At 71.8% G+C, this 23,106-nt stretch carries 20 protein-coding genes; 6 read left to right on the forward strand and 14 right to left on the reverse strand.

Annotation, left to right across the window (positions count from 1 at the left end; translation table 11 throughout):
- Positions 1-27: 27 nt before the first annotated feature.
- Positions 28-753: an alpha/beta fold hydrolase gene (locus ACVN90_RS09480; protein ID WP_475101861.1), complete on the forward strand. Its 726-nt coding sequence runs from the start codon at positions 28-30 to the stop codon at positions 751-753.
- On the opposite strand, the gene ACVN90_RS09485 is transcribed toward ACVN90_RS09480, so the two are convergent.
- Positions 742-1,992: an MFS transporter gene (locus ACVN90_RS09485; RefSeq protein ID WP_475101862.1), complete on the reverse strand. Its 1,251-nt coding sequence runs from the start codon at positions 1,990-1,992 to the stop codon at positions 742-744. The two genes, ACVN90_RS09480 and ACVN90_RS09485, sit on opposite strands and share 12 nt — an antisense overlap.
- The gene (locus ACVN90_RS09490; protein ID WP_475101863.1) at positions 1,989-3,347 is read right to left on the reverse strand and encodes a GH1 family beta-glucosidase; all 1,359 of its coding nucleotides are present in this window, start codon (positions 3,345-3,347) and stop codon (positions 1,989-1,991) included. The genes ACVN90_RS09485 and ACVN90_RS09490 overlap by 4 nt, the downstream gene beginning before the upstream one ends.
- A gap of 239 nt (positions 3,348-3,586) precedes the next feature.
- Between ACVN90_RS09490 and rpsT the strand changes: the two genes are divergently transcribed.
- Positions 3,587-3,847 carry a 30S ribosomal protein S20 gene (gene rpsT / locus ACVN90_RS09495; RefSeq protein WP_045302706.1) on the forward strand — a complete coding sequence of 87 codons (261 nt, stop codon included), beginning with the start codon at positions 3,587-3,589 and terminating at the stop codon, positions 3,845-3,847.
- 85 nt (positions 3,848-3,932) lie between these two features.
- Here rpsT and holA read toward each other — a convergent pair whose 3' ends face one another.
- The 5 genes from holA to ACVN90_RS09520 all read right to left on the reverse strand — a co-directional run bounded on the left by holA (position 3,933) and on the right by ACVN90_RS09520 (position 12,098).
- Positions 3,933-4,970, reverse strand: coding sequence for a DNA polymerase III subunit delta (gene holA / locus ACVN90_RS09500; RefSeq protein WP_475101864.1), 1,038 nt, complete (start codon positions 4,968-4,970; stop codon positions 3,933-3,935).
- 42 nt (positions 4,971-5,012) lie between these two features.
- Entirely contained in the window at positions 5,013-7,400 is a 2,388-nt protein-coding gene (locus ACVN90_RS09505) for a ComEC/Rec2 family competence protein (protein WP_475101865.1), read from the reverse strand.
- Position 7,401: 1 nt separating this feature from the next.
- On the reverse strand, positions 7,402-8,028 hold the full coding sequence (locus ACVN90_RS09510; protein WP_475101866.1) for a helix-hairpin-helix domain-containing protein: 627 nt from the start codon (positions 8,026-8,028) through the stop codon (positions 7,402-7,404).
- 91 nt (positions 8,029-8,119) lie between these two features.
- Entirely contained in the window at positions 8,120-10,720 is a 2,601-nt protein-coding gene (leuS, locus tag ACVN90_RS09515) for a leucine--tRNA ligase (protein WP_475101867.1), read from the reverse strand.
- A gap of 61 nt (positions 10,721-10,781) precedes the next feature.
- Complete coding sequence (locus ACVN90_RS09520) at positions 10,782-12,098, reverse strand: anthranilate synthase component I family protein (RefSeq protein WP_475101868.1); 1,317 nt, start codon at positions 12,096-12,098, stop codon at positions 10,782-10,784.
- Between the two features lie 42 nt (positions 12,099-12,140).
- On the opposite strand from ACVN90_RS09520, the gene ACVN90_RS09525 reads away from it, so the two are divergent.
- Genes ACVN90_RS09525 through ACVN90_RS09540 form a run of 4 tightly spaced genes read left to right on the forward strand, consistent with a single transcriptional unit; the run spans position 12,141 to position 15,556 of the window.
- Complete coding sequence (locus tag ACVN90_RS09525; protein WP_475101869.1) at positions 12,141-12,818, forward strand: DedA family protein; 678 nt, start codon at positions 12,141-12,143, stop codon at positions 12,816-12,818.
- A 4-nt stretch (positions 12,819-12,822) separates the two neighbouring features.
- A complete protein-coding gene (locus tag ACVN90_RS09530; protein WP_475101870.1) occupies positions 12,823-13,878 on the forward strand; it encodes an App1 family protein in 1,056 nt (351 codons plus the stop codon).
- A gap of 47 nt (positions 13,879-13,925) precedes the next feature.
- Positions 13,926-14,639: an SOS response-associated peptidase gene (locus ACVN90_RS09535; protein ID WP_475101871.1), complete on the forward strand. Its 714-nt coding sequence runs from the start codon at positions 13,926-13,928 to the stop codon at positions 14,637-14,639.
- Positions 14,640-14,680: 41 nt separating this feature from the next.
- The gene (locus tag ACVN90_RS09540; protein ID WP_475101872.1) at positions 14,681-15,556 is read left to right on the forward strand and encodes a 3-methyladenine DNA glycosylase; all 876 of its coding nucleotides are present in this window, start codon (positions 14,681-14,683) and stop codon (positions 15,554-15,556) included.
- Between the two features lies 1 nt (position 15,557).
- Here ACVN90_RS09540 and ACVN90_RS09545 read toward each other — a convergent pair whose 3' ends face one another.
- Genes ACVN90_RS09545 through ACVN90_RS09575 form a run of 7 tightly spaced genes read right to left on the reverse strand, consistent with a single transcriptional unit; the run spans position 15,558 to position 23,021 of the window.
- Complete coding sequence (locus ACVN90_RS09545) at positions 15,558-16,763, reverse strand: glycoside hydrolase family 3 N-terminal domain-containing protein (protein ID WP_475101873.1); 1,206 nt, start codon at positions 16,761-16,763, stop codon at positions 15,558-15,560.
- 26 nt (positions 16,764-16,789) lie between these two features.
- The gene (locus ACVN90_RS09550) at positions 16,790-18,466 is read right to left on the reverse strand and encodes an acyl-CoA dehydrogenase family protein (protein WP_475101874.1); all 1,677 of its coding nucleotides are present in this window, start codon (positions 18,464-18,466) and stop codon (positions 16,790-16,792) included.
- Positions 18,463-19,560 (reverse strand): zinc-binding metallopeptidase family protein, encoded by a 1,098-nt coding sequence (locus ACVN90_RS09555; RefSeq protein WP_475101875.1) that lies wholly within the window; start codon positions 19,558-19,560, stop codon positions 18,463-18,465. Before ACVN90_RS09555 ends, ACVN90_RS09550 begins: the two co-directional genes overlap by 4 nt.
- A gap of 41 nt (positions 19,561-19,601) precedes the next feature.
- A complete protein-coding gene (locus ACVN90_RS09560; RefSeq protein WP_475101876.1) occupies positions 19,602-20,744 on the reverse strand; it encodes a PQQ-dependent sugar dehydrogenase in 1,143 nt (380 codons plus the stop codon).
- The gene (locus ACVN90_RS09565) at positions 20,741-21,217 is read right to left on the reverse strand and encodes a VOC family protein (RefSeq protein WP_475101877.1); all 477 of its coding nucleotides are present in this window, start codon (positions 21,215-21,217) and stop codon (positions 20,741-20,743) included. Before ACVN90_RS09565 ends, ACVN90_RS09560 begins: the two co-directional genes overlap by 4 nt.
- A 45-nt stretch (positions 21,218-21,262) precedes the next feature.
- Positions 21,263-22,348: a sensor histidine kinase gene (locus ACVN90_RS09570; protein ID WP_475101878.1), complete on the reverse strand. Its 1,086-nt coding sequence runs from the start codon at positions 22,346-22,348 to the stop codon at positions 21,263-21,265.
- Positions 22,341-23,021 carry a response regulator transcription factor gene (locus tag ACVN90_RS09575; RefSeq protein WP_475101879.1) on the reverse strand — a complete coding sequence of 227 codons (681 nt, stop codon included), beginning with the start codon at positions 23,019-23,021 and terminating at the stop codon, positions 22,341-22,343. The genes ACVN90_RS09570 and ACVN90_RS09575 overlap by 8 nt, the downstream gene beginning before the upstream one ends.
- Between the last annotated feature and the right edge of the window lie 85 nt (positions 23,022-23,106).

Raw genomic sequence — 23,106 nt, forward strand, 5'->3', positions numbered from 1 at the left:
GCGGGCATGCGCCGCTACCCTGGCGTCATGGTCGTCCAGGTCGTGCTCGTGCACGGCATCCGGACGTCCGCGACGATGTGGCGCGCGCAGGTCGAGTACCTGACGAACCGCGGCATTCCGGTGGCCGCCGTCGACCTGCCGGGGCACGGCTCGCGCATGGCCGAGGAGTTCTCGCTCGAGTCGGCGTTCGAGACGATCGACTCCGCGGTGCGCGCCGCGGCGGAGCGCGGTCCCGTCCTGCTGTCGGGCCACTCGATGGGCGGGCTGCTGTGCATCGAGTACGTCGGGGCGGAGGATCCGCCGCCGGTCGCGGGCTTCATCGCGGCCTCCTGCACCGCCATCCCCCGCGGCCTCGCCCTGCAGACCTACCGCTTTCTGGCGCGCCGGTTCGACGCGCTCCCCGACCGGGGCATGTGGCTCACGAACCAGGTGCTCGACCGCACGCTGCCGAGTGAGACGCGGCCCGACTTCGGCGCCGGGGGGTACGCCTTCGACACGCAGGACGCGGCCCTGCGCAGCCTCTCGGTGCTGGACCTGCTGGCGGCCCTTCACCGCATCGAGGTGCCGCTGTGGTTCATCAGCGGTCAGTACGACCAGCTGCGCGCCAACGAGAAGCTGTTCATGAAGGTGGCGCAGCACGCCGAACTGATCGTCGTGCCGCGCACCTCCCATCTCGTCACGGCGATGCGCCCGCGCGTGTTCAACGCGCTCCTCGAGGTCGCCCTCGCGACGCTGGAGGCGTCACACCGCTGACGACTCACGCTCGCGGCTGCGGATCGCGTAGGTCATCAAGCCGCCGGCGATCGACAGGACGCCCCCGACGAGGAACAGCAGCCAGAAGCCGCCCACGAGCGCGACCAAGCCGGCGCCGAGGAGTGGTCCGATGAGCTGGCCGAGGCTCGCCGACACGTTCACGAAGCCGAGGTCGCGCGCGTGGTCCTCCGGGTACGGCAGCAAGTCCGTGCCGAGTGCGAGGCCCACCGACATGTACGCCCCGTAGCCGACGCCGAGGAGCGCCGCCGCGATCATCGCCGTGGCGAGCGACGGCGCCACCACCAGGATGATCGACGCGAGACCCTGGACGACGGCCGACCACACGACGAACGGGATCCGTCGCCCGGTGCGGTCGGAGATCCACCCCGACGCGATCGAGGAGACCACGACGAACAGCGTGTACACCAGGATCAGCAGCAGCAGCTCGTCCTCGGCCGTCGCAGGGTCGCGGTGCAGTCCGTACAGCAGGAAGAACAGCAGCAGCCCGGTGCCGAGCGCGTTGCCGATGTTCACCGTGAGGCGTCCGGCCAGGAGCCACGCGAAGTCGCGGTCGCGCAGGGCCGCGAGCCGCTCGCCGAGCGTGCGCACCTCGCGCGCGACCGCGACGTCGGCGCGCGCCGGCGGGTCGGGCAGGAGGAGCGCCGCCGCCGTGCCGACGACCGTGAGGAAGCCGGCCAGCACGAGGTAACCGACCACGACGCCGAGTTCGAGGAGCACGATGACTCCGACACCCACGACGATGCCGAGTGCCTGCGAGGAAGAGACGGCGGCGGATGCTGCGCCCCGCTGCGTCGTCAGCTGATCGGCGATGAGCGCGGTGAAGGCGGCGGACGCCACGGCGACGCCGACCGAGACGCCTACCCAGGCGAGCCCCACGCCCCACGGACCGGACGCGAAGGCGATCGCGGCAAGGGACGCGGCGGCGAGCCACACTCCCCCGAGCGCCCAGGGGCGCCGGCGTCCCCTCCTGCCGCGGGTGCGGTCGGACAGGCCGCCCGCGATCGGCGCCGCGATCACACCGGCGATGCCGCCGATCGCGAGCACGAGGCCCGATGACACGACTCCCGACACCCACCCGTCGGCGTCGTCCGGAGTGTTCAGCTGCAGCGGGATGAGCAGCTGCAGCGGCGTCAGCTGCACGGTCCACAGCGCGAGCCACGCGAGCGTGAAGAGGGTGAACCAGCCCGCGCCGACCTTGGCGCCCTGCGGGGCGGTCACGCGCGTGCCTCCGCGATGAGGGCGCGGTACCAGTCGAACGACGCCTTGGGCGTGCGAGCGGCCGTATCGAAGTCGACGTGGACGAGCCCGAACCGCTGGGACCAGCCGTCGGCCCATTCGAAGTTGTCCAGCAGCGACCACACCGTGTACTCGCGCACGTCGACGCCGGCGCGCGCGGCCGCACCGACCGCGTCGATGTGGCCCGCGAGGTATGAGATCCGGTCCGCATCGGCGACGGGGCCGGCGACGTGGTCGGGCTCGGGGAACGACGCCCCGTTCTCGCCGATCACGAGCGGCGGCAAGCGGTCGCCGTAGCGCTCGCGGAAGTCGAGCAGGAGGCCGGTCAGTGCCGCGGGCACGATCGGCCACTCCGGCCCGAAACCGGTGACGGGCGCGCCGGGAGTGGGCACGATCTCGAACGGCACGGGGCTGCCCTCGGGCGCGGCGGCCACGGTCGTCGGGTTGTAGAAGTTGATGCCGTAGAAGTCCCCGGGCGCCGAGATCAGCTCGAGATCGCCGTCTTCGACCGGCATCGGCGGGATGCCGAACGACTCGAGGTCGGGGTAGGCGCCCGTGAGCACGGGGTCGGCGAAGACGCGGTTGTGGAGCAGGTCGTACACGGCTGCGGCGCCGAGGTCGGCATCCGTCTCGGCTGCCGGCGAGACGCGCGTGTGGTTGTTGACGATCCCGACCTCCTCGGCGCCGACGGCGCGCAGCGTTCGCAGCGCGAGGCCGTGCGCGAGCAGCTGGTGATGAACGGTCGGCAGGGCGCCGAAGAGCAGCTGCTTGCCCGGCGCCAGCGTGCCGACGGCATAGCCCTGCAGCGAGGTCGAGACCGGCTCGTTGAGCGTGTACCAGTGACGGATGCTGTCGCCCAGCGCCTGCGAGACGATCTCGGCATACTCGCCGAAGCGCAGCGCGGTGTCGCGGTCGAGCCAGCCGCCGCGCTCCTCGAGGACGCTCGGCAGGTCCCAGTGGTACAGCGTCGCGAAGGGGGTGATCCCCGCGTCGCGCATGTCGTCGGCGAGGCGCCGATAGTAGTCGAGGCCTGCCTGCAGCACGGGGCCGCCCGGCTCGGGCTGTACGCGCACCCACGAGATCGAGAAGCGGTAGCGATCGACCCCGAGCGCGGCGAGCAGGGCCACGTCTTCGCGATGGCGCCGGTAACTGTCCGGACCCGGGTCGGCGGTCGCCCCGTCGCGCACGGCGCCGGGCGTGCCCACGAAGTCGTCCCAGATCGACCGGCCGCGTCCGTCCGCGGCGCGCGAGCCCTCCACCTGGAACGCGGCGGTCGCCGCCGACCACCGGAAGCCGGGCGGGAACGGTGAGAGATCGACGGACGGATGCTGCGGCACGGCGGACTCCTTCGTCAGTGAGCGCGCGTCCCCAGCGACGCGCGCACCCACGCGTAGATCATGCATCATGGGAGGGCCCCGCCGTGCACTCCTGCGCGTGTCCATGGCCCATCGGTTCACCTGATAGAATCCTTGTTTGGCTTGCGTGTGGGTTCGCCCTCACGACCGCCGCGAAGCGCCCCTCTCCCGCTGACCGGCACATCAATCCGATTCACCTTCGAACGAAAGAACGTCGACACGTGGCGAACATCAAGTCGCAGATCAAGCGCAACAAGACCAACGAGAAGGCGCGCGAGCGCAACAAGGCCGTCAAGAGCGAGCTGAAGACGCACGTCCGTCGCACCCGCGAGGCGATCGCGGCCGGCGACAAGGCTGCTGCCGAGAAGGCGCTGGGCACGGCGACCAAGAAGCTCGACAAGGCCGTCAGCAAGGGCGTCATCCACAAGAACCAGGCGGCGAACCGCAAGTCGGCCATCGCCAAGCAGGTCGCCGCTCTCTGAGCCTCTGACAAGCTCCGCGACACCGAGTCGCGTGAAGGCCCGTCCCGCAAGGGGCGGGCCTTTCGCATGGGGTGCGGGGGACGTGTCAGGCGCCGTACGGCGCACGCGTGGCGATCACCGTGATCATGCGCTCGAGGGCGAACACCGCGTCGCGCGAGCCGCCCTTGACCTCGGCGTCCGCCCGTGCCGTCGCCTGGATCGCGCGGCCCAGGCTCTCCTCGTTCCAGCCGACCAGGTCGCGGCGGGCCCGGTCGACCTGCCAGTCCTTCATGCCGAGGCGTGACGCCAGTGCCGCGGCCGGCTCGCGATTGCCCGCCACGCGCGCCATCGTGCGCAGCTTCATCGCGACAGCGGCGACCAGCGGCACCGGGTCGGCACCGGACGCCAGCGCGTGGCGCAGCGCGATGAGCGCCTCACCGTAGCGCCCCGCGATCGCCGTGTCGGCGACGGTGAAGGCTGACGTCTCGACACGGCCGCCGTAGTAGCGCTCGACGACGTCGTCGGTGACGTCGCCGGGCACATCGGCGATGAGCTGCTGGCACGCCGCGGCGAGTTCGGTGAGGTCGTCCGCGAAGGCGGAGACGAGCGCGCGCAGCGCCGTCGGGGCGATGCGCTTCTTCGCCGCCTGGAACTCCCCCGCGGCGAAGTCGAAGCGGTCGGCGTCGCGCTTGACGGCGGGGCACGCGATCTCGACGCCCGATCCCTCGCCGGCGCGGATCGCGTCGAGCAGCTTCTTGCCGCGCACGCTCGCACCGGTGTGGCGGAGTACGACGGTCGCACCTTCCTGCGGGGCGGCGAGATAGGCGACGGCCTCGGCGAGGAACGTGTCGGAGCACTTCTCGACGCCGCTCACGCGGACCAGCCGCGGCTCGCCGAACAGCGACGGCGACGTGACGCCCAAGAGCGTTCCGGCGGCGTAGTCATCGGCACGGATGTCGGACACCTCGAGCGTCGGGTCCTCGGCGCGGAGGTAGTCGCGTACGCCGGCGATCGCGCGCTCGGCGCAGACCTCCTCCGGTCCGGACACGAGCACGATCGGCGCCGGCTGGGGCGCCCGCCACGTGAGCTGGGGAATGGCGCTGCGCGCGGCCTTCGCGGGTGCTCGGCGTGCGGGGGAAGCCATTCCCCCAGCCTACCGACGACCACCGACGGCGGTCGCCCGCACTCACCCGCCCCGGTCGCGCCACAGCGACACCGTGCCGGCGTCCGACCACAGGGCGATCGCGCCGTCGCGGTCGGTGCGCACGATCCGCGCGCCGACCTCGTCGAGGATCGCGAGCGCCTCGTCGCGCGGATGCCCGTAGTCGTTGTCGACGCCGACCGTCACGAGAGCGATCGACGGTCGCGCGGCGATGTAGAGCCCCGCATCCTGGTCGGCGCTGCCGTGATGCGCGGTCTTGACGATCGCGTACGGCGGGGCCAGGACACCGGATGCCGTCAGCACCCGTTGCGGGGAGGCCGACAGGTCGCCGAGGAGAAGCGTCGGAGGGATTGCCCCGCCCCGCACGTCGAGGACGACGCTGGCGTCGTTGCCCGACGGGAAGGCGCGGCTGCCGGCCTTCGGCCACAGGACCCGCCATCGCGCGCCCCCGAGTGAGCCGGTGAGCCCCGTGGCCGCTTCGGTGGCCTCTGCTCCCCGCGCCGTCAGCGAGGCGATCGCGGTCTCCGCGGCGGCGTCGCCAGGCCCGTGGAGCACCGTCCCGACACGACCGCGCACCGCGTCGAGCCCGCCGACGTGGTCCAGATCGAAGTGGGTGAGGACGAGCAGGTCGATCCGGTCGAGCCCCGCACGGGAGAGGCACGCGGCGAGCGGTTCGGGGTCGGGCCCGGTGTCGACCAGCGCGACGGCACCCTCCGACCGGAGCAGGACGGCGTCGCCCTGACCCACGTCGCACGCGAGCACCGACCAGTCGGCGGGCAGGGTCCACCGGCCGGCGACCGTGGTCAGCGCCGCCGTGCCGACCCCCGCGCCCACCAGCACGGCGACGACGGCGACCGCCCCGCCGCGGGTGAGGCGCAGCGCCCGGGATCCTCCGCGGTCGAGGGCGATGGCGAACCCGATCGACGCACCGGCCCCGGCGAGCGCCAGCGCCCCGGGCACGCCCTCGAGCCAGGGCAGCGCGTCCGCGGGGAGCGCGGCGACGGTGGTCGCGGTCGCAGCGATCCACGACGCCGGCAGCCAGGCGAGTGCCGCGAGACCCGATTGCAGCCACGGCAGGAGCGCACCGACACACGCCGCGAGTCCGAGCACGGTCGCGGCCGGTGCGGCGGGACCCGCAAGGAGGTTCGCGAGCACACCGTACACGGGCACGGTCGGCTCGATGAGGATCAGAAGCGGACCGCACGCGAGCTGGGCGGCGAGCGGCACCGCGAGGGCGAGTGCGAGCGGCCGTGGGAGGATCCGGCCGAGGCCGGCGGCGAGCGGACGCGCCCACAGCAGCAGCGATCCCGTCGCGACGACCGACAGGGCGAACCCGAGCGAGGCCGCGAGCCACGGATCGAGGACGAGCAGCAGCGCCACGGCGAACGACAGCAGCGCCATCCCGGCGCCGGCGCGACCGAGCAGCACCGCGAGCATCGCGACCGCGGCCATCGCCGCGGCGCGCACGACGCTCGGCTCGGGGGTGACGAGCAGCACGAAGCCCCCGAGTACCGCCAGGCCGACGGCGACCCGGAGCCCTCGCGAGGCGCCGAGAGCCGCGGCGAGGGCGAACGCGATGCCGACGACGAGGGCACAGTTGGCACCTGACACGGCGGTGAGGTGCGAGAGCGAGGACTCCTTCATCGCCGCGTCGAGCGACGGCGACACGATCGACGTGTCGCCGACCGCGAGACCGGGCACGAGCCCCGCGCCGTCGCCGGGCAGACCCTGGACCGCCGCGACGAGGCCGCGCCGCAGGTCGCCGGCGGCGGCGGCAGCGCCGGCCGGCGGGTTCAGGACCTCGACACCGCGCGAGGCCCAGATCTCGAGCACCGCCCGCTCCCCCGGCCGGCCGGGCGTCGCGGTGCCGTGCGCGACGAAGGTCGCGCCGACGTCGAGCAGCCACGGGCTGTCGACGTCGTCGGATGAGACGCGCACGGTGATCTCGACATCCGCCGTGTGACTCTCGCTGCCGATCGAGACCCGCTCCGCCCGGGCATCGAAGGCGAGCGAACCGTCGGCGCGACGCTCGATCTTGCCGACGACGTCGGCACGGACGGCGACGGCCCGGCCGCCGTCGAGGGCGAGATCGGCGACCGCGGTCCGAGCCGGCTGCGCCAGGGCGACGTGGGATGCCGCCGCCGCCGCGGCCGCGCCCGCGAGCACGACGACCACGAGCGTTCGGCGCACCGTGTGCCGAGGCATCCGGAATCGCGTCCGTGAGGCGGTGCGGCGCGACGGAAGGGCCGCGGACGTGCTCACGGCCCGCACGACGACGGTCAGGGCGATCACGAGCGCCCAGAGGGTCAGGGCGATCCAGGGCGCCGCTGCGGGCGCGAGGATCGCCGCGGCGGCGACGGCCCAGCACGTCCCGGCCACGGGGAACAGCCGCAGCCCGCGCCGGCGTCGCACGTCAGACCGTCACGAGGTCGCGGAAGGACTCGAGCATCTTGTCACCGATTCCGGGGACGGCGAGGAGGTCCTCGATGCTCGTGAACCCGCCGTTGTCGTCGCGCCACGCGATGATGCGCTCGGCGAGCGCGGGTCCGATGCGCGGAAGGGTCTCGAGCAGCGTCGCGTCGGCAGTGTTGAGGTTCACGCGCGCGTCGCCGGACGACGCGGAGCCGGTGGCTGCCGTCGCGGCGGGCGGCGCGTCGCCCTCGCGAGGGACGGGCAGCTGCTCGCCGTCGTCGAGGGTGCGTGCCAGGTTGACAGCGTCTCGGTCGGCGTCGTCAGCGAAGCCGCCTGCGGCCGCGACGGCGTCGACGACGCGCGAGCCGGCCGGAAGCAGGTAGAGGCCGGGTGTCTGCACCGCACCGGAGACGTGGACGTACAGCTCGTCCGCCGACGTCGGCGCGGGAGCGGGCGTCTGGTCGACGACGACCTCATCGACCGGGGCCATCGCACCGCGGAGGATGCCGATGCCGACCGTGATCGCGAGCGCGGCGATCACGAGGACGACGACGGCTCCGATCCCGAGACGGCGGCGCGCGGCCAGTGGCTCGGCCGGCGCGCCCTCGGAGCGGTCGCCGGCTGTCACGACCCCAGGCTAGGAGGTGCGCGGGGCCGCGGACATGGCAGGTCCCGGGGATGTGCATACCCCCGGGACCAGGTCTTCCTGTGGAGGAAGGTCAGTGCGTGCTGAAGCTGACGACCTTCGGCGGGCGGACGACCACGCGCGTGATCTCGCGGCCGGCGAGCGAGCGGACGACCTTCTCGTCGGCGCGGGCGAGGCGCTCGAGCTCGGCGGCGTCGATGCGCGCAGGCACCCGCAGGGTGCCGCGCACCTTGCCGTCGATCTGCACGACCGCCGTCACACTCTCCTCGACGAGGAGGGTCGGGTCGGCGTTTCGCCACGGCACCAGGCCGACGAACCCGTCGTACCCGAGAACCTCCCACATCTCCTCCGCGAGGTGCGGAGCGAACAGGTCGAGGATCATGGCGGTGGCTTCCGCGGATTCGCGCACGGCGGGGTCGGCGGGGCCGGCGCCCGTGTCGATCACCTTGCGTGTCGCGTTGACCAGCTCCATGAGTCGGGCGACGACCACGTTGAACTTCGTCTGCTCGACCAGCCCGGGTGCGTCCGCGAGGAGCCGGTGCGTCACGCGTCGCAGCGACGCGTCGCCCTCCGCCCACACCACGTCGGGGTCGCTCGTGACGTCCGTCGCGACGCGCCAGGCGCGCGCGAGGAACTTCTGGGCGCCGGTGGTCGACACGTCCTCCCAGTTGATGTCGTCCTCGACCGGGCCGGCGAACGCGATCGCGGTGCGCACCGCGTCGGCGCCGGGGTCGATCATGCTCGACGCGAACTCGACGAGGTTGCCCTTCGACTTCGACATCTTCGAGCCATCGAGGAGCACCATGCCCTGGTTGATCAGGCTCGAGAACGGCTCCGTGAAGTCGATGAGCCCCATGTCGAAGAGGACCTTCGTGATGAAGCGCGCGTACAGCAGGTGCAGGATCGCGTGCTCCACGCCGCCGATGTACGAGTCGACGGGCGCCCAGCGGTCGGCCTCGCGCGACGGGAACGCCTCGTTCGGGTCGTTCGGCGCCAGGAACCGCAGGAAGTACCACGAGCTGTCGACGAACGTGTCCATCGTGTCGGCATCCCGCAGCGCCGGCTCGCCCGTCCCGGGGTCGGTCGTCTTCATCCACTCCGTCGCGCCGCCCAGTGGCGACGTGCCCTTGGGCGCGAGATCGAGACCGTGCGCGTCGGGCAGTCGCAGCGGCAGCTGGTCTTCCGGGACGGGAACGATGCGGCCGTCGTCGGTGTGGATCATCGGGATCGGCGTGCCCCAGAACCGCTGGCGAGAGATGAGCCAGTCCCGCAGGCGGTACGACTTCGCCGCGCGCCCCGTGCCGGCGGCCTCGAGCTGCTCGATGATGCGCGCGATCGCGTTGCGCTTGGACAGGCCGTCGAGCGAGCCGGAGTTGATGACACGGCCGTCGCCGGTCAGCGCGATGCCGGTGGTGGCGGGATCGAGGTCGGCCAGCGTCTCGAGGGGGCCGGGGTCGATCGGCACGCCTTCCTCGTCGAGCTCGATGACGGGGATCGCGCCGGTGATCGGGGCGGTGGTGTCGACGACCACCTTGACGGGCAGGTCGAAGGCGCGCGCGAAGTCGAGGTCGCGCTGGTCGTGCGCGGGCACGGCCATGACGGCGCCGTGGCCGTAGTCGGCGAGCACGTAGTCCGCGGCCCAGATGGGCAGCCGCTCCCCGTTGACGGGGTTGACCGCGAACCGGTCGAGGAACACGCCCGTCTTCGGGCGGTCGGTGCTCTGGCGCTCGATCTCGGTCTCGCGCTGCACGCTCTCGAGGTAGTCCTGGAAGCGCATGCGCACCTCGGCCGACGAGCCGGCGGCGAGCTCGGCGGCCAGGTCGCTGTCGGGTGCGACGACCATGAAGGTCGCGCCGTGCAGCGTGTCGGGGCGCGTCGAGAAGACCGTCACCTTGTCGGCCCGACCCTCGATCTCGAAGTCGATGTCGGCGCCCACCGAGCGGCCGATCCAGTTCCGCTGCATGCGGATGACCTTCTGCGGCCAGAAGCCCTCGAGCTGGTTGAGGTCGTCGAGCAGGCGGTCGGCGTACTCCGTGATCTTGAAGTACCACTGCGTGAGCTTCTTCTTGATCACCTCGGCGCCGCAGCGCTCGCAGTGCCCGTCGACGACCTGCTCGTTGGCGAGCACGGTCTGGTCGTTGGGGCACCAGTTGACCGGGCTCTCCTTGCGGTAAGCCAGGCCGCGCTCGTAGAGGCGCTGGAACAGCCACTGGTTCCAGTGGTAGTACTCGGGGTCGCTCGTGTGGAGGATGCGGCTCCAGTCGTACGACGAGCCGTACTCGCGGAAGCTCTTCTTGTGCTGCTCGATGTTCGCGTAGGTCCACTCGCGCGGGTCGGCCCCGCGCTGGATCGCCGCGTTCTCGGCGGGGAGGCCGAAGGAGTCCCACCCGATCGGGTTCAGGACGTTGTAGCCACGGTGGCGCCAGAACCGCGCCACGATGTCGACGTACGCGTAGCTCTCGGCGTGGCCCATGTGGAGGTCGCCCGAAGGATACGGGAACATCCCGAGCACGTATTTGCGCGGGCGCGTGTCATCGGCGCCGCCGGCGCGGAAGGGGTCGGCCTCGGCCCAGCGCGCCTGCCACTTCTGCTGGATCGAGTAGGCGTCGTAGCCCTCTGTGGGCGCAGAGGTGTCGGGGGTTTCGGTCTGACTCACGTGGAAAGTGCCAATCATGGAAGCCGGAAAGCGCGCGCAGCGCGCGAAGCGCGTCTTCCAGGTTAGCGGAACGGGCGGTTCACCAGCCCGGCGGCAGTGCGGCGCCCAGCGCGGCGAGGGGCCTACGGGCCTTGATGCCCACCTCGGCGACCTCGGCCGCGGCATCCGATCGCCACGTGATCCCTCCTCCGGCGCCCACATACGCGCTGTCGGGCCGGACGACGATCGAGCGGATCACCATCGCGAGATCGAGCGCGCCGTCATCTCCGACCCATCCGAAGCAGCCGGAGAAGACCCCGCGCGGTGCGCCTTCGAGGCCGTGCAGGATCGTCATCGCCGACAGCTTCGGCGCCCCCGTCATCGACCCCGCCGGAAAGGTGGCGACCAGGAGGTCGTCGAGCGTCGTGCCGGCCTCGAGGCGACCCGACACCGTGCTGACGAGCTGGTGCACGGCGGGGTACGACTCGACCTCCAGCAGGGCGTCGACGCCGACGGTGCCGGGGACGCACACGCGGGAGAGGTCGTTGCGCATGAGGTCGACGATCATCACGTTCTCGGCGCGCTCCTTCTCGCTGGCGCGCAGTTCCGCCGCCAGCGCCGCATCGGCGATGGCGTCGGCGCCGCGCGGCCGGGTGCCCTTGATCGGCCGCGTGCGCACGACCGTGCCGCCGGCCGGGCCTTCTTCGACGTGCAGGAACTGCTCGGGGCTCGCGCTGAGCAGGGCGATGCCGCCCGACCGAACGAGCCCTCCGTGGTGTGCGGGCGTCGCCGCACGCAGGCGGGCATAGACCTCGACAGGATCGACGGATGCCTCGACCTCGAAGCGCGTCGTCAAGCACAGCTGGTACGCATCGCCCTCGCGGATCGCATCGCGACAGCGTTCGATGAGCGCCGCGTACTCGTCCGGACGGTGGCGTGCGTGCGCGGCGCCAAGGGCTCCGGCGGGTGAGGGGCGCGCGGGCGGTTCGGTCGCCGCGGCGGCCGCGGTGACGAGCGCGTCCACCTCATCGGCCGGCGCGTAGACGCGGACGGCACCCCGCGCGTGGTCGAACGCGACGAAGCGGTCCACGCGCAGCCAGAGGTCCTGCGGGACGCCATCGGTCTCGGCGAACGCGGGCGCCGCCGCGCGCGCGGCGGCATCGTCGTACCCCGTCCAGCCGACCCAGCCGCCTCGGAACGGGCTCTCACCGTCGTCGCGCGGGTCGGCGATGCACGCCGTCGCCTTCACGCGCGCGGGGTCCTCCGGAGCCCCCGCGCCCATCAAGCTCCACCCCTCGCCCGCGTCGGGCCCGGCATCCAGCCAGAAGGAGTGCGGCTCGCCCTGGAAGACGGCGGTGAAGACGGATGCCGGATCCACCCAGTGCGCGACGTCCGCGGCGGCGAGGGGCTCCGTCATGTTCCCAGGTTAGAGGGGACCGCAGACCTCTAGGCTCATGGCGTGAACGAGTTCCTGACGTGGCTGCTCGACGCCGTGCAGAGCGTCGACCCCATCGTCAGGACGCTCCTCGCCGGCTTCGCGATCATGCTCGAGACCAGCGTGCTGATCGGGCTGGTGGTGCCCGGCGACACGATCGTGATCGTCGCCGGGACCGCGGTCTCGTCTGTGCTCGAGGGTGTGATCCTCGGGATCGCGGTGGTCGTCGGCGCCCTCATCGGCGAGAGCATCGGCTTCTGGCTCGGACGCTACCTCGGCCCGCACATCCAGCACTCGAGGCTGGGCCGGCGCATCGGCGAGGAGAACTGGGCGCGCTCGGAGCGGTACCTGCGCCGACGCGGCGGCCCGGCCATCTTCATCTCGCGCTTCCTTCCCGTGCTCCACTCGCTGGTTCCGCTCACCGTCGGGATGAGCGGCTACCCCTACCGTCGGTTCCTCGCGTGGACGATCCCGGCGTGCGTGATCTGGTCGACGCTCTACATCTCGGTCGCCGCGGTCGCGGCGGGCACCTACCGCGAGCTCGCCGACCAGCTGCACTACGCCGGCTACATCTTCGTGGGCGTCATCGTGCTGTTCCTGGTGCTCGTCTTCGTGAGCAAGAAGATCATCGAGCGGGCCGAGCGCAAGCACCTCGAGCACGACGGCCCGGACGAGTCCCCTGTGGCGGACATGAAAGACTGAAGGGGTGCCCCACACCGACGCCCAGAACACGCGCGCCAAGGTCCTGTGGCTCGCACGTCTGGAGTACCGGTTCCACGCGTGGCGTGAGCGGCGCGCGCGCCGTCGGGGCCAGACGCCCACCGTCACGCCCTTCCCCGGCTACGGGGGCCCCGGTTGGGTGCGCGTCCTCGGACGCGTGATGATCGTCCCGCCGGCGAAGCAGACGACCACCGGCGAGTACGCCGGAGTGCGCGGCTGGCGCAGCTTCGCGGCGGTCCCCATCGGGTACGCCCAGGTCACGGTGACGATCGCGGGCGTCGACCACGACGTGGTCGCCGATCGGGGCGGTGTGATCGATACGAAGCTCCCGGCGGACCTCGAGCCCGGCTGGCAGACCTTCACGGTGTCGGTGGAGGGCGGCACGCCGGTCGAGACACGGGCCTACATCGTCGCGCCGGATGTCACGTTCGGCATCGTGTCGGACGTCGACGACACCGTGATGGTCACGGCCATCCCCCGCCCCCTCCTCGCCGCCTGGAACTCATTCGTGGTGAACGAGCACGCGCGCCAGCCGGTACCCGGCATGGCGGTGCTCATGGAGCGCGTCGTGCGCGAGAACCCCGGCGCCCCGCTCATCTACCTCTCCACCGGTGCATGGAACATCGCGCCGACGCTGATCCGATTCCTCAGCCGCCACGTCTTCCCGCCGGGTGCGCTCCTGCTCACCGACTGGGGCCCCACGCACGATCGCTGGTTCCGCAGCGGCAGAGCGCACAAGCTCTCCAACCTGCGCCGCCTCGCCGAGGAGTTCCCGCACGTGCGGTGGCTGCTGATCGGCGATGACGGGCAGCACGACGACGCGATCTACACGACCTTCACCGACGAGCACCCGTCTCGAGTGGTGGCCGTCGCGATCCGGCGCCTCTCCCCCGCGGAGGCGGTGCTCGCGGGCGGGCGCACGGCGGTCAACGACCACGCGGCCGCCGAGGTGCCGTGGGTGAGCGACAGCGACGGAGCAGGGCTCTTGGAGCGGCTGGAGGATGTCGGCGTCCTCGGTGCCGCCGGAGCGCTCGAAGCCTGACCGGTCCTGCCCGTACCGGTGTCCGCGGCCGCGCGTAGGCTGGCCGCATGTGCGGACGCTTCGTAGTGGCCAGTGCCGGCTCCGACCTCGTCGGGGTGCTGCGCGTCGATGTCGAGGGCGACGACCTTCCCGAGCCGTCCTACAACGTGGCTCCCACCAGCAGCGCCGCCATCGTGCTCGACTCGGCGAAGACCGAGCCGCCGACGCGCCGACTCGAGGCGGCCCGCTGGGGCCTCATCCCGTCGTGGGCGAAAGACACCAAGATCGGCGCGCGTGCGTTCAACGCGCGGGCGGAGGAGCTCGAAGACAAGCCGATGTTCCGCAGCGCGCTCGAGAAGCGCCGCGCCGTGGTGCCCGTGTCGGGGTACTACGAGTGGAAGAACGTCGACGGCACGAAGATCCCTCACTACATCCACCCCGCCGACGGCGAACCGCTGTTCCTCGCCGGATTGTACGAGTGGTGGCGCGACAAGACGAAGGGCGACGACGACCCCGAGCGGTGGCTGCTGAGCTTCACGATCCTCACCCGTGACTCGATCGGGCACCTCGGCTCGATCCACGACCGCATGCCCCTCTTCCTCGACCCCGACCACGCCGACGCGTGGCTCGACCCCACGACCGACAACGTGCGCGATGTGCTCGACGCGGCGATCGACGCGGCCCCGGCCCTCGCGGACACCCTTGCCGACCACGAGGTGTCGAAGGCGGTGGGCAACGTGCGCAACAACTCGCCGGAGCTCATCGAGCCCGTCGAGTCCTGACTCGTGCCCAGGGCGTGCGGCGGCGCCCCGCGTATCCTCGAATGGTGACGATCGCGCCTCCTGAAGCCCCGGTACTGGCCGGCGGCGTGTGGCGCGAGCGCGAGGCCGCCCACGAGGAACGCGCCCGAGCCCTCACGGCGGCGCATCGCGCGCGGGCCGCCCGCCAGCAGACCCACCCCGTCGAGGATTTCCTCTTCACGTACTACTCGTACAAGCCGGCGGTGCTGCACCGCTGGCATCCGGGCGATGGGGTGGAGCTGGCGGATGCCGCCACCGACGCACGCGCCGGATGGCGCTGGTATCGGCCGGGCAGCGTGCCCGGCGCGATCGCCGTCGATGGCGAGGGCTTGCGCGCCGAGCGCGGCGCGCTCATCTCCAACGTCGCACGGATCCTGCGAGCCACCGCCGGCCGTCCTCCCGGTTTCGGGTGCTTCGGCCTTCACGAATGGGCCATGGTGTACCGGCAGCCGGAGCACCGCCATGCGGTTCCGCTCCGGCTGGGGCAGGCCGCGACCGACTCGGTGGTCGAGGCCCACGACCTCCGCTGCACGCACTTCGACGCATTCCGGTTCTTCACGCCCGACGCCGTTCCGCGCAACCGGGACGCGCCCACTCGTGAAAGGCAGTCCGAGCTCGAGCAGCCCGGCTGCCTCCACGCCGGCATGGACCTGTACAAGTGGGCGGTCAAGCTCGGGCCGCTCGTGCCGGGCGAGGTGCTGCTCGATGCGTTCGAGCTGGCGCGTGACATCCGCGCGCTCGACATGCGCGCCTCGCCGTACGACCTCGCGGACTGGGGCTACGACGCTGTCCAGATCGAGACAGCCGAGGGCAAGGCAGCCTACGTCCGGGAGCAGCGCGGCTTCGCCCAGCGCGGACAGGTCGTCCGTGCCCGGCTTATCGAGATCGCGGTCGGCTGACTCACTCGGCAGGATCCGGGCAGGTCGTGCACGGGAGCTCGCCGCCTCCGGCCTCGGCGACGGCGAGGCGCAGCTCCATCACGCGGGTCGCCGCCTCCTCCAGTCGTTCTGCCGGCACCGCGCCCGACTCCACCGCGCTGACGATGCCGTCGACGATCTGCGGCGCCGTCTCGGGCGTCGAGTAGACCACGGTCAGCACCATGTCGTTGCCGGCCGCGAGGGCGTCGACGGCGTTCGCGACAGGGTCGGCGTACTCGGGCAGGCCCGAGCCCTCCAGCATGCCGAGATCGTCGGTGATGGTGACGCCGTCGAAGCCGAGCTCTTCGCGGGCGATGCGGTGCCACTCCGGTGAGAGGCTCGCGGGCGCCGGGTCGACGGCGGTGTACGCCAGGTGACCGAACATGAGCAGCTCGGCGCCCGCGTCGACCCCCGCCTGGAACGGCAGTGCGTCGATGGTGCGCCACTGGTCGAGCGGCATCGGCGTCGACGGGATCGACGAGTGCGAATCCCCCGGCGCGGCGCCGTGTCCCGGGAAGTGCTTGAGCGTCGAGAACACGCTCCCCTTCTCGCCGGCGACCGCCGCGGCCACGTGTGCGGCGGCCGTGTCGGGCGTCGTGCCGAGGATCCGGCGATGGATGAACGAGTTCGGGTCGGCGGTGACGTCCGCGACGATGCCGAAGTTGACGGGGATGCCCGCCTGGCGGACGAGCGCACCGCGACCGGCGTACGCCGCCTCCACGGTGGCGGGATCCGCACTCTGCAGCTCGAGCGGCGACGGCAGGTCGTCCCACGGCAGCCGCGACACGTCTCCGCCCTCCTGGTCGATGGCGATCAGGGGCGGCTGTGCCGGGTCGACCGTGAGCGCGGCGGTGAGCTCCTCGAGCGCCGCCTCGTCGGCGGGGATGTTCGCGCCCATGAGGATGAAGCCGCCGGCATCGGTGGACTCCATGTACGAGCGCAGGGCCGCAGCATCCGTCGTCGGAATGTGCCCCATCACCACGCTCGCGGCGCGCTCCCGCAGCGTCATCGCGGAGACGGCCTGCTCAGCCGGAGTGAGCCCCACGGCGGCAGGCGTCGGGGTCGCCGTGGCCGACGGCGACGAGGTCGGCGACCGCTTCGCGGTGGCGGTCGCCGCGCACGACGTGGTGACGATCACCGCGGCTGCGACGACCGCGGCGAACAGGAGGGAACGTCGCGCCGCAGTCACTCAGACAGCCTAAGCGCGGTCGGCGGTCAGTGGCGCGCGACGATGGCCGCGGCGTCCGTCCCCGACGGCAGCACGCCGTACTGCGCGCCGCGATCCTCGCCCAGTCGGGCCGCGATGAACGTGTCGGCGGCGAGTCCTGGCGCGTGACGGAGCATGAGGGACGCCTGGAACGCCAGGGCGAGGTCCTCGGTGAGGCGGCGGGCCTGAGCCGGAGCGTCGTCCGGATCGGCAACGAGGCGGTGCAGGAGGGCGAGGGTGCGCTCCACGTGGCGGTCGAGCACCGCCGAAGCGCCCGCCGTGGTCGCGAGCTCGTCGGCGAAGGCCTCCCCCGACGCGCGGTCGCGGGTGAGGGCCCGCAGCACATCGAGGGCGATGACATTGCCCGAGCCCTCCCAGATCGCCATGACGGGCTGCTCGCGGTAGCGCCGGGCGAGCGGGAAGGTCTCGGTGTACCCGTTGCCGCCGAGGCACTCGAGCGCCTCGTACGCGTGGTGCGGGCCGCGCTTGCACACCCAGTACTTCGACACCGGTGTGGCGAGACGGCGGAGGGCGATATCGCGATCGGATGCCTCGGCCTCGAAGAGCTGCGCGAGGCGCAGGCCGGTGAGCATCGCCGCCTCGTACTCGAGGGCGAGGTCGGCGAGCACGCTGGTCATCGCGGGCTGGTCGATGAGGAGCTCACCGAACGCCTCGCGCCCGCGCGCGTGCCACACTGCTTCGGCGACCGACTGCCTCATGCCCGCAGCAGTGCCCAGGACGCAGTCGAGACGCGTGCGCTGCACCATCTCGATGATCGCGCGCACGCCGCGGCCGGGCTCGCCGATCAGGAAGCCGACGGTGCCGTCGAACTCGACCTCCGCCGACGCGTTCGAGCGGTTGCCGAGCTTGTCCTTCAGCCGCTGGATGCGGAACACGTTGCGCATGTCGTGCGGCAGCATGCGGGGCACGAACACGCACGTGAGGCCCTCGTCGACACCCCCGCTGCGGGTGTGGGCGAGCACGAGGAAGCCGTCCGACATCGGCGCGGAGCAGAACCACTTGTGGCCGGTGAGCTGGTAGGCGTGCCCACCCATCGACTCGCCGATCGTCGTGCCCGCGCGGACGTCGGAGCCACCCTGCTTCTCGGTCATCGCCATCCCGATGAGGGCGCTGCCCTTTCCGCCGTCGACGATGAGCCGCGGGTCGTACTCGCGGGAGTACATGCGCGGGAGCCACTCGTCCGCCACCCACGGGGATCCTTCGATCGAAGCGACCGCGGCGTGCGTCATCGACACCGGGCACGCGTGGCCGGGCTCCACCTGCGCGAACAGCATGAACATCGCCGCACGGCCGACGTGCGCCCCCGGGCGAGGGTCGGCCCACGCGGAGGTGTGCGCCCCCCGCGCGACGGCATCCGCGATCACGCGGTGATACGACGGATCGTATTCGACCTCGTCCAGGCGAAAGCCCCAGCGGTCGTGGGCGTGCGCGACGGGCGGGTGCACGTGCGCGAGGTGCGCGTCGCGCTGGAACGAACCCGACCCGACCAGCGTGCCCGCCTCGCGGAGCCCCTCGTCGGCCCATTCCGCTCCGAACGCGCGGACCGCCGCGCCGAGCGGGGCGTTGAGGGTGTACTCGTCGACATCGACGCGCCACGGCGGCTGGTTCTCGACGTAGTGCGTCGCCGCACCGATCACCCGCTGCCCGCGCGCGAACGACGTCATGACGTCTCGGTCTCCCCTGCCCCGGCGCCTGCCATCGCAAGCGTGTACTGCTCCCCCGGGCTGAGTGGCGCGCGCGTCACGATGTCGTGGACGAACGCCAGCTTGTGTCGCACCGGCGTCACGATCGTGAACGGGTACAGGTCGCCGAAGCCCATCGACCGATTGATGCGGTTGAACGCCTGCGACAGCCACTCCCAGTCGGTGAGGAGGCGCTGGATCGGCTCGTTCTCGTACGACTCGAGCGGCACGACATCCGTGTCACGGAGGTTCGTCACCGACGCGTCGAGATGGATGCCGATGACCGCGGCGGTCTGCAGCGTTCCGGTGATGTGCAGGTAGTGGGCGAACGTCTCGGCGAAGTCCTCCCACGGGTGCATGGTCGCGTACTCGGAGATGAACGCCTCGTGCCAGTCCGAGGGCGCGCCGAAGGCGTAGTGATGCTTGAGCGCGTCCCGGTAGCTCGTCCGTTCGTCGCCGAAGAGCTCGCGGCACCGCGCCCAGAGCTCGTCGTCGGTGAGGAGGACATTCTGGTAGTAGTGCCCGACCTCGTGGCGCAGATGCCCGAGGATCGTGCGGTACGGCTCGCCGAGCCGGACCCGCAGCGCCTCCCGCCGGTCGTCGAGGCTCTCGGCCAGGTCGATCGTGATGATGCCGTTGGCGTGCCCGATCGTGACCGGCTTGCCGTCGGAGAGGCTCGAGATCAGGTCGAATCCGAGCCCGCCCTTCTCGACGTCCCAGCCGATGATCGGGAGGCCGAGGTCGGCGAGCTGCAGGAGCAGCCGTCGCTTCGCCTCCTCGGTCTTCGCGAGCTTCTCGAGGGCGACGGTGTCATCAGCGGCGGGGCGGCGGCGGGTGAGCCGGCACGAGAAGCAGCGGCCCGCCGGCGCGTTCTCCCACACCAGCCAGTTGCACGCCCACTCGCGGTTCGAGCAGGTGTACCAGGTCTCGCCGTCGATGACGGCCTGGCCGTGGCGGAGCCCGAAGAACTCACGTGTCGGGATGTGGTAGCCGATCTCGGCTTCGCAGTTCGGACACCGCAACGTGTCCAGGTAGACGAAGTGGCGACAATGCGGACAGCGGGGCTGCGAGGTCACGCTCTCACCGTAGCGTGCCGGAGAGCGTGCGGATGCACGCGTCACGGCGCCGCAACCAGCTCCACGCGGAGGAGCAGATCATCGCCCGCTCGCGGTGAGCCGCGGCCGTCGGTGTTGTTCGTCAGCAGCCACAGCGACCCGTCGGGCAGCGTCACGACGTCTCGCAGTCGCCCATGCTCTCCCACGAACGCGGCGACGGGTTCACCGCGCATCCGGCCCGCGTCGGTGTCGATCTGCCACAGCCGTTCGCCGCGGAGCCCCGCCATGAACACCGTGTCGCCGCGGGCGGCGATGCCGCTGGGGCTCGCGTCGCTCGTCGGCCACTGGGCCACCGGATCCGCGAACCCCTCGCGCCCGGCGATCCCCTCGACCAGGGGCCAGCCGTAGTTCGCCCCCGGTTCGATGCGGTTGAGCTCGTCCCACGCGTTCTGACCGAACTCGCTCGCCCACATCGTGCCGTCGGCCGTCCACGCGATGCCCTGCACGTTCCGATGCCCCATCGACCACGCGCGGGTGCCCCACGGATTGCCGGGGGCGGGATCTCCGTCGGCGGTCACGCGCAGGATCTTCCCGTTGAGGGCGTCCGGGTCCTGCGCGGCATCGCGCTGCTGCGCGTCCCCCGTCGTGACGTACAGATACCCGTCCGGCCCGAAGGCGAGGCGGCCGCCGTCGTGGGTGCTCGCCCGCGCGATGCCCTCGATGATCACCTCCGGCGCGCCGAGCCCGAACGATCCCGGCTGGCCGACGAGCGGCATCCGCGCCACGCGATTGTCGTCGGCGGCACCGAAGTACGCGTAGAGCATGAGGGCGTCGTCAGTCTGGAGCAGCGCGAGTCCGTGGAGGCCGGATTCACCACCCGACACGACACCTTCGATCACGCCGACCGTCCGGACCTCGCCGTCCGGGGTGAGCTCGAGTACCGTGCCGTCTCCGCGTTCCGAGACCAGCGCTCCCCCGGCCTTGAGGGGCACGACCGACCATGGCGCCACGAGTTCCGAGGCGAGCGCTCCGGTGACCTCCCCGGCGCGCCACCAGGTCTGGGCCGCCGGGGCGGCCGTGCTCGGGCCGATCGTGGGCGCCTGCGACGAAGGAGCCGGCTGCGACGCCGGGGCGCTGCACCCGGATGCTGCGGTCAGCGCCAGAACGAGGCATCCGACCGCCGCCCACCGGGCGCCGCGACTCATCCGTCCGCCACGGCCGCCTCGAGGACCGCGAGGTCGATGCGCCGCATCCGGAGCATCGCCTGCACGGCACGGTGCGCGACCTCGGGGTCGGGGTGCCGGATCAGCTCCACGAGCCGGTCGGGGATGATCTGCCACGACAGGCCCCAGCGGTCCTTGAGCCAGCCGCAGGGCTGCTCCTGACCGCCGCCCGCCGTCAGCGCGTCCCAGTAGCGATCGACCTCGGCCTGGTCGCGGCACGAGACGTAGAGCGAGACGGCCTCCGTGAACGGGAACTGCGGGCCGGCATCCATCCCGTAGTAGTCGCGCCCGCCGAGCCGGAAGTGCACGTGCATGACCTTCCCGCCCATGCCCGGCACTTCGTCGGGGTAGCGGTCGATCGTCACGAGCTCGGAGTCCGGGATCAGACCGGTGTAGAAGGTGACGGCCTCCTCAGCGGCGTCGTCGAACCACAGGAACGGGGTCACTGCGCTCATGCGTTCCACCCTTGCCGACGCATCCCACCCGCGCAATGGTGGGGATCACGGATGCTGCGCCCCGAGCCGCACCGTCACCCGCAGGCCTCCTTCCGCCCGCGCTGCGACCGCGAGCGTGCCGCCGTGGGCCTCGGTGATGCTGCGGACGATCGCGAGGCCCAGCCCCACGCCGGCGTGGTCGCCGGTGCGGGCGCGCTCGCTCCCGCGCTGGAACGGCTCGGTCAGCGTCGCCACGCGCTCCGGGCTGACCACCTCGCCGGTGTTCTCGACGACGAGCGCCACCGCGTCGTCGCGCTCGGAGGTGATCACGTCGACGATGCCATGCGCGGGGAGGTTATGGACGATCGCGTTGTGCAGCAGGTTCGACACCAGCTGGAGGAGGAGGGCGTACGAGCCCGTGGTCCAGGCTACGTCGCCGCTCGTGCGAACGGTCACGCCACGGGCCTCGGCGAGCGGCAGCAGTGTCTCGGTGGCCTCTTCGGCGACGAGGGACAGGTCGACGGCTTCGCGGGCGAACGATGCCTGCTCGGCCCGGCTGAGCACGAGCAGCGCCTCGGTGAGCTCGATCGCTCGGGTGTTGACCGCGCGGAGTCGCTCGATGAGCGCGTCGACATCGCGATCGGGGTCGCTGCTGGCCACGTCCAGCAGCGTCTGCGTGATCGCCAGCGGTGTCCGCAACTCGTGCGAGGCGTTGGCCGCGAACCGCCGCTGCTCGGCGACGTTCGCCTCGAGGCGCGCCAGCATCGCATCGAAGCTGTCGGCGAGCTCGCGGAACTCGTCCCGGCGGCCCGAGAGCGCGATCCGATGCGACAGCGATCCGCTCGCGGCGCGGCGGGTGGCATCGGTGATGCGCGCAAGCGGCGCCAGCATCCGTCCCGCGAGGATCCAGCCGCCGAGTAGACCGAACACGAGGAGGAAGAGCAGCGCCCAGGAGGCGGCCGGCGTGAAGGCGCGAACGAGGTCGCCACGATTCGGGACGAAGGGCCCGGGGCCGGTGATCTGCCCGTCAGGCACGTATCTGAGGAGGAACAGCCACACCACGGCGAGCAGCAGCGCGCCCGCCACCACGAGGAAGCCGGCGTAGCTGAGGGCGAGCTTGAGCCGTACGCTCACACCGGGCGCTCTAGTCATGACCGCCGCCGTCCGCACTGTCGATCCGATAGCCGACACCCGCGACGGTGGCGATCACCCACGGCTCGCCCAGCCGCTTGCGCAGCGCCGAGACCGTGATGCGCACCGCGTTGGTGAAGGGATCGGCGTTCTCGTCCCACGCCCGCTCGAGCAGCTCCTCGGCACTCACGACCCCGCCCTCCGCGCTCATGAGCACCTCGAGGACGGCGAACTGCTTGCGCGTCAGCGCGACGTAGCGGCCCTCGCGGTACACCTCGCGGCGGAACGGATCCAGTCGCAGCCCCGCGAGCTGCCGCACGGGCGGGCGGCTGCGCGCACGACGACGATCCAGCGCCCGCAGCCGCAGCACGAGTTCCTGCAGGTCGAACGGCTTCGTCAGGTAGTCGTCGGCGCCCAGCTCGAATCCGGTCGCCTTGTCGTCGATGCGGTCCGCCGCCGTGAGCATCAGGATCGGGATGCCGCTTCCCGAGCGCACGATCTGCGCGGCGACCTCGTCACCCGAGGGGCCCGGGATATCGCGATCGAGCACGGCGATGTCGTAGGCGTTGACGCTGAGCAGCTCCAGGGCGGTGTCACCGTCGCCCGCGATATCGGCCGCGATCGCCTCGAGGCGCAGTCCGTCGCGGATCGCATCCGCCATGAGGGGCTCGTCCTCGACCACCAGCACGCGCATGACCTCGATGCTACGAGCCGGCGCATATCGTCCGCGTATGCGGAATCCGATACGCCCTCGCAACACGCGCGCGTGTGGGCTTGGA

Source organism: Microbacterium sp. F01 (assembly GCF_056156365.1).